Annotated in this window: 11 protein-coding genes; 8 read left to right on the forward strand and 3 right to left on the reverse strand. The window is 60.0% G+C overall.

Annotated elements, in window-relative coordinates; genetic code table 11:
- Window position 1 precedes the first annotated feature (1 nt).
- A complete protein-coding gene (gene mrcA, locus WCL58_RS18280) occupies window positions 2-2,560 on the forward strand; it encodes a peptidoglycan glycosyltransferase/peptidoglycan DD-transpeptidase MrcA (protein WP_047729686.1) in 2,559 nt (852 codons plus the stop codon).
- Between the two features lie 51 nt (window positions 2,561-2,611).
- Here mrcA and nudE read toward each other — a convergent pair whose 3' ends face one another.
- Window positions 2,612-3,166 carry an ADP compounds hydrolase NudE gene (gene nudE / locus WCL58_RS18285; RefSeq protein ID WP_038878156.1) on the reverse strand — a complete coding sequence of 185 codons (555 nt, stop codon included), beginning with the start codon at window positions 3,164-3,166 and terminating at the stop codon, window positions 2,612-2,614.
- A 445-nt stretch (window positions 3,167-3,611) separates the two neighbouring features.
- Between nudE and WCL58_RS18290 the strand changes: the two genes are divergently transcribed.
- The 7 genes from WCL58_RS18290 to WCL58_RS18320 all read left to right on the forward strand — a co-directional run bounded on the left by WCL58_RS18290 (window position 3,612) and on the right by WCL58_RS18320 (window position 10,511).
- Window positions 3,612-5,747 carry an intracellular growth attenuator family protein gene (locus WCL58_RS18290; RefSeq protein WP_336851458.1) on the forward strand — a complete coding sequence of 712 codons (2,136 nt, stop codon included), beginning with the start codon at window positions 3,612-3,614 and terminating at the stop codon, window positions 5,745-5,747.
- A 98-nt stretch (window positions 5,748-5,845) separates the two neighbouring features.
- Entirely contained in the window at window positions 5,846-6,526 is a 681-nt protein-coding gene (gene yrfG / locus WCL58_RS18295; protein ID WP_336851459.1) for a GMP/IMP nucleotidase, read from the forward strand.
- Window positions 6,523-6,930 carry a ribosome-associated heat shock protein Hsp15 gene (gene hslR / locus WCL58_RS18300; RefSeq protein WP_015379306.1) on the forward strand — a complete coding sequence of 136 codons (408 nt, stop codon included), beginning with the start codon at window positions 6,523-6,525 and terminating at the stop codon, window positions 6,928-6,930. Before yrfG ends, hslR begins: the two co-directional genes overlap by 4 nt.
- Window positions 6,931-6,955: 25 nt before the next feature.
- A complete protein-coding gene (gene hslO, locus WCL58_RS18305) occupies window positions 6,956-7,834 on the forward strand; it encodes an Hsp33 family molecular chaperone HslO (protein ID WP_336851460.1) in 879 nt (292 codons plus the stop codon).
- Between the two features lie 194 nt (window positions 7,835-8,028).
- A complete protein-coding gene (gene pckA, locus WCL58_RS18310) occupies window positions 8,029-9,648 on the forward strand; it encodes a phosphoenolpyruvate carboxykinase (ATP) (RefSeq protein ID WP_015379308.1) in 1,620 nt (539 codons plus the stop codon).
- Between the two features lie 126 nt (window positions 9,649-9,774).
- Window positions 9,775-10,035 carry a FitA-like ribbon-helix-helix domain-containing protein gene (locus tag WCL58_RS18315; protein ID WP_015379309.1) on the forward strand — a complete coding sequence of 87 codons (261 nt, stop codon included), beginning with the start codon at window positions 9,775-9,777 and terminating at the stop codon, window positions 10,033-10,035.
- Window positions 10,032-10,511 carry a type II toxin-antitoxin system VapC family toxin gene (locus tag WCL58_RS18320; RefSeq protein ID WP_336851461.1) on the forward strand — a complete coding sequence of 160 codons (480 nt, stop codon included), beginning with the start codon at window positions 10,032-10,034 and terminating at the stop codon, window positions 10,509-10,511. The genes WCL58_RS18315 and WCL58_RS18320 overlap by 4 nt, the downstream gene beginning before the upstream one ends.
- Window positions 10,512-10,545: 34 nt before the next feature.
- On the opposite strand, the gene envZ is transcribed toward WCL58_RS18320, so the two are convergent.
- Together envZ and ompR are read right to left on the reverse strand one after the other, a co-directional pair.
- Complete coding sequence (gene envZ, locus WCL58_RS18325) at window positions 10,546-11,916, reverse strand: two-component system sensor histidine kinase EnvZ (RefSeq protein ID WP_038881686.1); 1,371 nt, start codon at window positions 11,914-11,916, stop codon at window positions 10,546-10,548.
- Window positions 11,913-12,632 (reverse strand): osmolarity response regulator transcription factor OmpR, encoded by a 720-nt coding sequence (gene ompR / locus WCL58_RS18330; RefSeq protein WP_004709363.1) that lies wholly within the window; start codon window positions 12,630-12,632, stop codon window positions 11,913-11,915. Before ompR ends, envZ begins: the two co-directional genes overlap by 4 nt.
- Between the last annotated feature and the right edge of the window lie 10 nt (window positions 12,633-12,642).

The raw sequence follows: 12,642 nt of genomic DNA on the forward strand, positions 1-12,642 counted from the left end.
GGTGAAGTTCGTAAAGTATTTACTAATCCTTGCAGTATGTTGCATCGTGCTGGGAGCAGCCTCGATTTTCGGCTTGTACAAATATGTCGAGCCACAGCTGCCCGACGTCGCAACGCTGAAAGATGTGCGGCTGCAAATACCGATGCAGGTTTACAGCGCCGATGGCGAACTGATCGCCCAATACGGCGAGAAGCGCCGCATTCCGCTGAAGCTGGATCAAATTCCACCGGTGATGGTGCACGCATTCATCGCCACCGAAGACAGCCGCTTCTACGATCACCACGGCGTCGATCCGGTCGGCATCTTCCGCGCCGCCTCCATCGCGCTGGTCTCCGGCCACGCTTCGCAGGGGGCCAGTACCATTACCCAACAGCTGGCGCGTAACTTCTTCTTAAGCCCGGAACGCACCCTGATGCGTAAAATCAAGGAAGCCTTCCTGGCTGTGCGCATCGAGCAGATGCTCACCAAGGATGAAATCCTTGAGCTATATCTGAACAAGATCTATCTGGGTTACCGCGCCTACGGCGTGGGCGCCGCCGCGCAGGTCTATTTCGGCAAAGACGTCAGCCAGCTGACCCTGAGCGAAATGGCGACCATCGCCGGCCTGCCGAAAGCGCCGTCCACCTTCAACCCGCTCTATTCGCACGATCGCGCCGTTGCCCGTCGCAACGTGGTGCTGTCGCGCATGCTGGACGAACACTACATCACGCAGGCGCAGTACGATCAGGCGCGCGCCGAAGATCTGGTCGCCAACTACCATGCGCCGGAAATCAGCTTCTCCGCGCCGTATCTCTCCGAGATGGTGCGTCAGGAGATGATCAAGCGCTACGGTGAAAATGCCTATACCGACGGTTACAAGGTTTACACCACCGTCACCAAGCGGCTGCAGCTGGCGGCGCAGGAGTCGGTACGCAACAACGTGCTGGCCTATGACATGCGCCACGGCTACCGCGGCCCGTCCAACGTGTTGTGGAAAGTCGGCGAAGCGGCCTGGGATCGCAAACAGATTGTTGATTCGCTGAAAAACCTGCCGAACTACGGCCCGCTGGCGCCGGCGGTGATCACCGCCGCCAACCCGCAGGAAGCGACGGCGATGCTGGCCGACGGCAGCAGCATTGCCCTGCCGATGGCGACCATGCGCTGGGCGCGCCCATACCGTTCAGACACGCAGCAAGGCCCAACGCCGAAACGCGTCACCGACGTGGTGCAGGCCGGCCAGCAGGTGTGGGTGCGTAAAGTGAACGAGGCCTGGTGGCTGTCGCAGGTGCCGGACGTCAACTCGGCGCTGGTCTCAATCAACCCGAACGACGGCGCGGTGAAAGCGCTGGTTGGCGGCTTCGATTTCAACCAGAGCAAGTTCAACCGCGTCACGCAGGCTCTGCGCCAGGTAGGGTCGAACATCAAACCGTTCCTGTACACTGCCGCGATGGATAAAGGCCTGACGCTGGCCACCATTCTGAACGACTTGCCGATTACCCGTTGGGATGCCGGCGCCGGCACCGACTGGCGGCCGAAGAACTCGCCGCCGACCTACGACGGCCCGATTCGCCTGCGGCAGGGACTGGGGCAATCGAAGAACGTGGTGATGGTGCGCGCGATGCGTGCGATGGGCGTCGACTACGCGGCGGAATATCTGCAGCGCTTCGGCTTCCCGGCGCAGAACATCGTGCATACCGAATCGCTGGCGCTGGGCTCCGCCTCCTTCACCCCGATGCAGCTGGTACGCGGCTACGCGGTGCTGGCGAACGGCGGTTACCTGGTTGACCCGTACTTCATCACCAAAATTGAAGACGACAACGGCAATACGGTGTTCGAAGCCAAACCGAAAGTGGTGTGCAGCAGCTGCAACCTGCCGGTGATCTACGGCGACACCCACCGTTCGGCGGTGCTGTCCGACGACAACATCGAAAACGTCGCCACCTCGCAGGAAGGCAGTAACAGCACGGTGCCGATGCCGCAGCTGGAGCAGGTTACCCCGGCTCAGGTGCAGCAGGACGGCGACCAACAGTATGCGCCGCACGTGATCAGCACGCCGCTGGCCTTCCTGATCCACGACGCGCTGAACAGCAACATCTTCGGTGAACCGGGTTGGATGGGCACGGCCTGGCGCGCCGGGCGCGATCTGAAGCGTCATGACATCGGCGGCAAAACCGGTACCACCAACAGTTCCAAAGACGCCTGGTTCTCCGGCTATGGCCCGGATACCGTGACGTCGGTGTGGATCGGTTTCGACGATCACCGCCGCGACCTGGGCCGTTCGACGGTATCCGGCGCCATCCCGGATCAGATTTCCGGCGGTGAAGGCGGAGCCAAGAGCGCCCAGCCGGCGTGGGACGACTTCATGAAGACCGCGCTGGAAGGCATCCCGGAGCAGAAAGTCACGCCGCCGCCGGGCATCATCAGCGTCACCATCGACAAGAGCAGCGGCAAGCTCTCTGGCGGTGGCGGCGGTAGCCGTTCCGAGTACTTCATCGAAGGCACTCAGCCGACGGACTACCCATCGCGCGATACCGGCACCACGTTGACCGATCCGGGCGGTGAAAGCCACGAGCTGTTCTGATCGAAAAGGGCCAGAGAAATCTGGCCCTTTTTTTGTTTGGCGCGAAGCGTATCAGCGCGAAGCGCGCAAAAATGCCTCTGAGAGGAACAGCGCGCTGACGTTGCGCGCCTCACGAAAATCCGGTTCCGCCAGCAGCGCCATCATGTCGGCGATCGGCCAACGCACCTGCGGCAGGGGCTCCGGCTCATCCCCTTCCAGGCTCTGCGGATAGAGATCGTGCGCCAGCACGATATTCATTTTGCTGGAAAAGTAAGAGGGCGCCATCGTCAGCTTGCTGAGAAAATCGAAGCGCTTCGCGCCGTATCCCACCTCTTCCATCAGCTCGCGGTTGGCGGCCTCCAGCACCCCCTCACCGGGATCGATCAGCCCTTTCGGGAACCCCAGCTCATAGGATTCGGTGCCTACCGCATATTCGCGGATCAGCAGCAGGTCATCGCCAATCACCGGCACGATCATCACCGCTTCGCGATCCGAAGGCCGCATGCGCTCATACACCCGCCGCACACCGTTGCTGAATTCCAAATCGACCGACTCGACGTTGAACAAACGCGAACGCGCGACGGTTTCCACTTTCAGAATTTTAGGTTTTTGCAGGTGTTTATCCATGATTGCCTCAAAGAGGTTACCCAGGCGCGGACGGGGCAACCGAAATAATGATTGGCGTAACGCACGGCTCGTTGGCGCTCAAACGCTGACCAAATTCGATCCTGATCACATTGTGCGTTAAGGGTAAGCTCCGCCGCAACGAGCATGAGCAGTAATTTACTTTCTTTTAACAAGCGTAGCCAGCGGCGGGCGATTTTCCGTACTGATTCAGCAAACAGCACGCATGAAAATAGGATAATACCGATATCGACGGCAGAGGCCGGTTGCTAGTATCACGCAGGCAAGAATCAGTGATAAAATGGCCTTGCGTCATGAAGGAATGAGATCCAGAGCGAGAATCTGTTTGTTCCCTCATTAGTTCTGGGTGCCTCCTGGCGGTTTACTCCGTATAATATTCACCTTTTCATCAGGTTGGCGAAATTCACGGGTGTGAGATGGGGATTGCATGAGCACAATAGTGTTGATATTGGCCTTAGTGCTTGTCTGCCTGATTGCCGCCGGCCTGTACCTGTGGTTCAAGGCGCGCAACCCGTCGGCGCTGGCGCACGCGCTGCCGTTTATCAAACCTGCCCACCGCAAGCTGACCGACGAAGAGCGTGCTGCGGTCGAGTTCTATCTCAATCAGCAAAACAAGCTGAGCAACAAGCTGTTGCCCGGCGGCGGCGCTACCTTGCCCGCAGCCAAACTGGCGCTCACCCCGCAAAGCGATAACGTTTATCCCGTCACGCACGCCATCACCCGCTATGGGCTGGCCAGCGACGATCCCAATAAATGGCGCTATTACCTCGATGCCGAAGAGGTGCACCTGCCGCCGTTTTGGGAACCCTATATCACCGCCGACAACCATGTGGAAGTGATCCGTACCCAGACGCTGCCGCTGGTGATTTCGCTCAACGGGCACTCGCTGAAAGATCATATTCACGACCGGCCGCAACCGCCGGTGGTGAGCGCCGCGCCGACCAAAAACGCCTCTATCCGCAAGGAAGAGAGCGAGCATGTCGAGCTGGTCAATATTCGCAAGGAAACGCCGGAAGAGCATGCGCTGAACCGGCCGAACGGCATCCGTGAAGCCGTCATCATCTCCGCCGCGCTGCTGCTGCTGTTCTTCAGCCTGATAAGCCCGGTGCTGGTGATCCCCTGGATGATTTTCGTGGCGGTGCTGATGATCGCCTGGGGATGCTGGAACCTGTTCCGCCGTCCGGCGTCACGCGAGCTGAAAGAGATCCACTGTCTGCGCGGTACGCCGAAGCGCTGGGGCCTGTTCGGCGAATCCGGCCAGGGGCAGATCAGCAACATTTCACTCGGCATCATCGATCTTATCTACCCGCCGCATTGGCAGCCTTACCTGACGCAGGACCTGGGCAAGACCACCGATGTGGACGTCTACCTCAATCGGCAGGTGGTGCGCCAGGGGCGCTTCCTCTCGCTGCATGACGAAGTGAAAAACTTCCCGCTGCAGCAGTGGGGCCGCAACGCGGTGCTGGTCGCCAGCTCGGCGCTGGTGCTGCTGTTGCTGCTGATCTATATCCCGCTCAACCTGCCGCTGACCCTCAGCATGGCCTGGCTGCAGGGTGCGCAAAAAGTGGAAGTGACCAGCGTTCAGGCGCTGGAAGCCACGCCGCTGCGCATCGGCGACACGCTGAAAGTGCGCGGCAGCGGCATGTGCTATGTGCCCCCGCCGGCCAATGGGGGCAGCGCCGTCAATTTTGCGCCGTTCGACTGTTCCGGCATCTACTGGAACAACGCCGCCCCACTGCCGCAGCCGGAATCGGAAGTCATAGACAAAGCGACGGCCCTGCTGGCCACGGTCAACAGCCAGCTGCATCCGAGCGGCGCCGATCAGAAGGTCAACCCGCAATTGGCCAGCGCCATCGAGAAATCCGGCATGATCCTGTTGGACGACTTCTCTGATATCGTTTTGAAAACACAGGATTTGTGCCAGGCAGAAAGCGACTGCGTGCGGTTGAAGAACGCCCTGGTCAACCTGGGCAACGCCAAAAACTGGAGCGGCCTGGTGAAACGCGCCAGGTCCGGCGCGCTGCAAGGCGTCAACGTCCTGCTGCGCCCGGTGAGCGCCGAGTCGCTGGAAAGCCTGACCAAAGTGGCCACATCGTCGTTCATCTTCAATGAAACGCGTTTGGCCACCGCAGCGCTCAACAGCCCGCCGCCGGGCGGTTTCCTGATCAGCAGCGACGAAGGCCGCCAGCTGGTCAGCCATCCGCAGCCGTCGGCGCCGCAGAGCGAATACAACGCCCTCGACCAGTGGAATGAGTTGCAGCGCCTTTCCACTCTGCTGCTGCACACCCCCTTCCAGGCACAGGGCGTGATCACCAGCCTCAGCGTCGACGCCAACGGCACCCGTCATGTGGCGCTGCACAGCGAACCGGACATGATCACCCTGTGGCGCTACCTCGGTACCAGTCTGCTGTTGCTGGCGGTCGTCATCAGCCTGGGCTATAACGCCTGGCGGCTGGTGCAGCGTCGGCGCATCAATCAGCACCGCGTCGCCGATATCCAGCGTTACTACGACAGCTGCTTCAATCCGCAGCTCAATCCGATGTCGATGCGGCCGATGGCCTGAACCTGACGCCGGGGCCTCCGCCCTGTCATCTGCTTATGCTACGCTAACGCTATTATTCTCATCTGCGGACCGCCCGTCGGTCCGCCCGTGGAGTTTTTATGGTTCCCGAGTTTGATTGGCCGCAGATCGATACCGTGCTGCTGGATATGGACGGCACCTTGCTGGATCTGGAGTTCGACAGCCACTTTTGGCTCAGCCTGGTGCCGCAGGCGCTGAGCGAAAGGCGCGCCATTCCTTTCGACGAAGCCCGTCATATCATTGAGCGGGAGTATCAGGCGGTGCAGCACACCATGAACTGGTATTGCTTCGATTACTGGAGCGAGCGGTTGGATCTGGATATCTACCGCATGACCAGCGAAGTCGGCAGCCGCGCCCGGCTGCGCGAAGACACCGAGCCGTTTTTACGGGCGCTGCGCGACGCCGGTCTGCAAACCATTTTGCTGACCAACGCCCATCCGCACAGCCTGGCGGTGAAAATCGAGCATACCGGCCTCGATCGGCACCTTGATTTATTGTTTTCCACCCACACATTTGGTTATCCGAAAGAAGATCAGCGTCTGTGGCAGGCGGTGCAACAGCACACCGGATTCAATCCGCAGCGCACGCTGTTCGTCGACGACGGCGAGCCGATCCTCGACGCGGCGCGCACTTTCGGCATTCGTTACTGCCTGGGCGTGCAAAACCCGGACTCCAGTACGGCGGAGCAAAGCTTCCAGCGCCATCCGTCGATGCGTGACTACCGCCTGCTGATACCGGCGCTGGCCAAGGGGGAAGCATGAAGGAAAAAGCGACGCGCGACGACGCGGTACGGCTGGATAAGTGGCTCTGGGCCGCTCGCTTCTATAAGACCCGTGCGCTGGCACGCGAAATGATCGACGGCGGCAAGGTGCATTACAACGGCCAGCGCGGCAAGCCGAGCAAGATTGTCGAACTCAACGCCGAGCTCAAGCTGCGGCAAGGCAACGAAGAACGTACGGTAATCGTGCTGGCGCTGACCAGCCAACGCCGCGGCGCCGGCGAGGCGCAGCAAATGTATCAGGAAACTGAAGCCAGCATCGCCAACCGCGAAAAGATGGCGCTGGCGCGCAAGATGAACGCGTTGACCATGCCGCATCCGGACCGTCGTCCGGACAAAAAGGAGCGGCGAGACCTGATGAAATTTAAATTTGGTGAGCCGGAATAACCCCTCACCGCAATGAGAGAAGATTATGTCCAACCATGACCAATTGCACCGTTACCTGTTTGAAAACTACGCGGTGCGCGGCGAGCTGGTTACCGTCAGCGAAACCTATCAGCAGATCCTGAACAACCACGACTACCCGGCGCCGGTACAGAAGCTGCTGGGCGAACTGCTGGTCGCCACCAGTCTGCTGACCGCGACCCTGAAGTTCGACGGCGACATCACCGTGCAGCTGCAAGGCGACGGCCCGCTGAAGCTGGCGGTGATCAACGGCAACAACCGTCAGGAGATGCGCGGCGTTGCGCGCACCCAGGCGCCTATCGCCGACAACAGCACCTTGCATCAGATGATCGGCAACGGCGTCATGGTCATCACCATTTCGCCGACGGAAGGCGAGCGCTATCAGGGCGTAGTCGGTCTGGAAGGTGAAACCCTGGCCGAATGCCTGGAAGCCTACTTCCGCCAGTCCGAGCAGCTGCCAACCCGCCTGTTCATCCGCACCGGCGAAGCGGAAGGCAACGCCGCGGCGGCCGGTATGCTGCTGCAGGTGCTGCCGGCGCAGGACGGCAACCTCGATGATTTCGATCATCTGGTGCAACTGACCAACACGGTAAAAAGCGAAGAGCTGTTCGGCCTGCCGGCCAACGAAGTGTTGTACCGCCTGTATCACCAGGAAGAGGTCACCCTGTACGAACCGCAGGACGTGCAGTTCCGTTGCACCTGTTCGCGCCAGCGTTGCGCCGACGCGCTGCTGACCCTGCCGACCGACGAAGTGGCGGACATGCTGGAGCAGGACGGCAATATCGACATGCACTGCGACTACTGTGGCAGCCACTATGTCTTTGACCCGGTTGATGTTGCCGCTTTGTATGCAGGTAACACCGGCGAAAGCGACCAGTTGCACTAAGCTACACCTCCTCGGCGGGCGCGCCCGGCGCCCGCCAACGCCCGCCGTTTGCACGTTTGCTTTTTTCCGTGTGCTATCTCTCAGATCGTAACGAAATACCGCCTAAAACGTTAAATATTTGATACCCATCGCGGTTACGCACCGTTAGATCCCTACAATTGCCGCCAGAAATTCTGTGACCAAGGAGTAGTAACATGCGCGTTAAAGGTATAACCCCTCAGGATCTGGCCGCTTACGGCATTCACGACGTTAGCGAAATCGTTCACAACCCGAGCTATGAACTGCTGTTTAAGGAAGAAACAGACCCATCTCTGGAAGGTTTTGAGCGTGGGGTAGTCACCAAGCTGGGTGCCGTCTCCGTCGATACCGGCATCTTCACCGGCCGCTCGCCGAAAGACAAATACATCGTCCGCGACGACATCACCCGCGATACCGTGTGGTGGGCCGATCAGGGCAAGGGCAAAAACGACAACAAACCCCTCAGCCCGGAAGTGTGGGCCGATCTGAAACACCTGGTCACCGAACAACTGTCCGGCAAACGCCTGTTCGTGGTGGATACCTTCTGCGGCGCCAACGCCGACTCGCGCCTGAAAGTGCGCTTCATCACCGAGGTGGCCTGGCAGGCGCACTTCGTGAAAAACATGTTCATTCGCCCGAGCGACGAAGAGCTGGCTGACTTCGAGCCGGATTTCGTGGTGATGAACGGCGCCAAATGCACCAACCCGAACTGGCAGCAGCAAGGCCTGAACTCGGAGAACTTCGTCGCCTTCAACCTGACCGAGCGCATGCAGCTGATCGGCGGCACCTGGTACGGCGGCGAAATGAAGAAAGGCATGTTCTCGATGATGAACTACCTGCTGCCGCTGAAAGGCATCGCCTCGATGCACTGCTCGGCCAACGTGGGCGAGAAAGGCGACGTGGCGGTGTTCTTCGGCCTGTCCGGTACCGGCAAGACCACCCTCTCCACCGATCCTAAGCGTCAGCTGATCGGCGATGACGAGCACGGCTGGGACGACGACGGCGTGTTCAACTTCGAAGGCGGCTGCTACGCCAAGACCATCAAGCTGTCTGAAGAAGCCGAGCCGGACATCTATCACGCCATCAAACGCGACGCGCTGCTGGAAAACGTTACCGTGCTGGCCGACGGCAGCATCGACTTCAACGACGGTTCGAAAACCGAGAACACCCGCGTTTCTTACCCGATCTACCATATCCAGAACATCGTCAAGCCGGTGTCCAAGGCGGGTCACGCCACCAAGGTGATCTTCCTGACCGCCGATGCCTTCGGCGTGCTGCCGCCGGTATCGCGTCTGACCGCCAACCAGACTCAGTACCACTTCCTGTCCGGCTTCACCGCCAAGTTGGCCGGCACCGAGCGCGGCGTAACCGAACCGACGCCAACCTTCTCCGCCTGCTTCGGCGCCGCATTCCTGTCGCTGCACCCGACGCAGTACGCCGAAGTGCTGGTGAAACGCATGCAGGCCGCCGGCGCCCAGGCTTACCTGGTCAACACCGGCTGGAACGGTACCGGCAAGCGCATCTCGATCAAAGATACGCGCGGCATCATTGACGCCATCCTGAGCGGTGAAATCGACAAGGCGGAAACCGTCACCCTGCCGATCTTCGATCTGGCGATGCCGACCGCGCTGCCGGGCGTGAACCCGGAGATCCTCGATCCGCGCAATACCTATGCCAGCCTCGAGCAGTGGCAGGAAAAAGCGCAGGATCTGGCCGAGCGCTTCATCACCAACTTCGACAAATACACCGACACGCCTGCGGGCGCCGCGCTGGTCAGCGCCGGCCCTAAGCTGTAATTCGGTAGCGTTACCTCTTCAGCTAAGGCGCGGATCCCGCGCCTTTTTTTATTTTCAGCGATTGCTTTTTAACCAGCAAGGCGAGAAAATAAGTCAATGCAATCATTGATAGCAAAGGAGGTTTCAATGGCTACTATCACCGTCAGAAATCTGGACGACGAAATCAAAGAGCTGCTGCGTATTTCAGCGGCGAAAAACGGCCATTCCATGGAAGAGGAAGCGCGCATGATCCTGAAACAGGCGCTGGTGAAAAAGCCGCCGCGCTATGGGTTAGGAACACGCATGCATCAGTACTTCGCCGAATTCGGCGGCGTTGAGTTGGAGATCCCCCCACGTGATGAAGCCCCTCATCGTATTGTCAACTTTGATGAAGACGATGAAAAATGATTGTGCTGGATACCAACGTCGTTTCGGAATTGCTGCGGCCGGCGCCTCACTACAATGTATTGCGCTGGTTAGATGAGCAGGATACGTATCGGTTCTATTTGAGCGCCATCGTGGTTGCGGAGCTGTATACGGGCATCGCCTGCATGCCTCACGGCAAGAAACAGCTCGAACTGCAAACTAACCTCGGCGACATGCTGCAGGAAGAGTTTTCAGACAGAATCTTACCCTTTGACGTCGGCTGTGCGATGCAGCATGCGGAATTAATGGGCGCCAATCGCCGCCGAGGCATTGGCGTCAGCATACCGGATACCCAAATCGCCGCCACCTGCCTGCATTACGGTGCCGCCCTGGCCACCCGCAACACCAAAGACTTCCTCCACTGCGGCATCGAGTTAATCGATCCGTGGCAGGCGCCGACCGGCCGTCGGTTGCATGAGGATGCGGCGGAATACTACGTGATGAGCAGGAAGTCCTAACGGGGCCGCAGCAACGCGGCCCGCGCCAAGAGCGTCAGGCGTTTTCCCTGGCGGTTTGATGGCCGTTGGCCGACTCTTTTTTCTCCATCGGCAACGGAATATACGCGCGGATCAATAGCCCGCCGCGTTCGCTGGTGCCGATATCCAGTTCGCCGTCGTGCGCGTCGATAATGCGCTGCACAATCGCCAGCCCCAGACCGGTGCCGCTGGTGCTGCGCGCGCTGTCACCGCGTACGAACGGCTGCAACAGGTGCTTCAATTCTTCCGGCTTGATGCCCGGGCCGTCATCCTCTACCTGGAACCAGCCGCGCTGCAGCTCGCGGCCGCTGCTGACCTTGATCCAGCCGTTGCCGTAACGTGCCGCGTTCACCACCATGTTCACCGCCGCCCGCTTAATCGACAGCGGATGCACGTTCATCATCAGCTCGCCCGGCGACAGCGCGGTTTCAATCACCCGCTCATAGCCGCTCTCCGCCGCGACCACCTCGCCCAAAATGGCGTTCAGATCGCTGCTTTCGGTCGGCATCTCCTGCCCGGTGCGCAAGTAATCGATGAACTGCTCGATGATGGCGTTGCACTCTTCGATGTCTTTATTGATCGACTCGGCCAGATAGCCGTCTTCGGCGCTCATCATCTCCGTCGCCAGCCGGATGCGCGTCAACGGCGTGCGCAGGTCATGGCTGACCCCGGCCATCAGCAAGGTGCGGTCGTCCGCCAGCTGCTTGACGCCCGACGCCATCTGATTGAATGCGCGAGTCACCGACCGCACTTCGGAAGCGCCATACTCGCGCAGCGGCGGCGGAATGATGCCCTTGCCCACCTGCAGCGCCGCATGTTCCAGCTCCACCAGCGGGCGGTTTTGAATGCGGATAAATAGCCAGGCGCCGCCGATCGCCAGTAGCATGATCGCCAGCGTATAGCGGAACAGCGGAGAGAAGTCGCCCTGGTGGATTTCCGTCAGCGGTACGCGCACCCAGATATCGGGCTGCAGCCAGGTTTTCAGCCACACCACCGGGGAGTTCTTGTTCACCTCCACCCGCACATCGGTCGGCCCGCCGAGCTGCTGCGCCATCTGCTGGCTGAGGAACTGGTAGTGCTGCGCCCAGCGCAGGCCGCTCTCCTCCGCCGCCGAGTTGGTGTAGAGAGAGATGCCCAGTTCGCGGTAGATCTCACGGCGGAACGCCGGCGGCACTTCCAGCAGCGTGCCGTCCTCCAGCTGCAGCCGATCGGTCATCAGCATACGCACTTCGTACGCCAATACCTTGTTGAACTGCTGCAGACTGGGCAGGATGGCGAAGTTCAGCACCACCAGATAGGTCGTCACCAGGCTGACGAACAGCAAGGTGACGATCAACAACAGGGTTCGGGCAAACGAGCTACGCGGTGAAAAGCGCAATCGCCTCATGCCTTACTGCCGTCCGGGACGAACACGTAGCCGAGACCCCAAACGGTCTGGATATAACGCGGATGCGCCGGATCTTCTTCCACCATGCGGCGCAGGCGCGAGATCTGCACGTCGATGGAGCGCTCCATGGCGCTGTATTCGCGGCCACGCGCCAGGTTCATCAGCTTATCGCGCGACAGCGGTTCACGCGGGTGGCTGACCAGCGCCTTCAGGACCGCGAACTCGCCGCTGGTCAACGGCATCGGTTCATCTTCGCGGAACATCTCGCGGGTGCCGAGGTTCAGTTTGAATTTGCCGAACGCGATCACCGCTTCTTCCTGCGAAGGCGCGCCCGGCAGTTCGTTAGCCTGGCGGCGCAGCACCGCGCGGATGCGAGCCAACAGCTCACGCGGGTTGAACGGCTTAGGAATGTAGTCGTCGGCGCCGATTTCCAGCCCCACGATGCGATCGACCTCTTCGCCTTTGGCGGTGACCATAATGATCGGCATAGGGTTGCTCTGGCTGCGCAGGCGGCGGCAGATGGACAGCCCATCTTCGCCCGGCAACATCAGATCGAGCACCATCAGATGGAAGGATTCACGGGTCAGCAAGCGATCCATTTGCTCAGCGTTGGCAACGCTGCGAACCTGGAAGCCCTGCTCGGTTAAATAACGTTCTAAAAGCGCGCGCAGGCGCATGTCATCATCGACAACCAGGATCTTATGATTCTCTTGCATGGTATTACTC

Source organism: Serratia sp. TMDUHS_CL (assembly GCF_037137105.1).
GTDB classification, from domain to species: Bacteria; Pseudomonadota; Gammaproteobacteria; order Enterobacterales; family Enterobacteriaceae; genus Serratia; species Serratia nevei.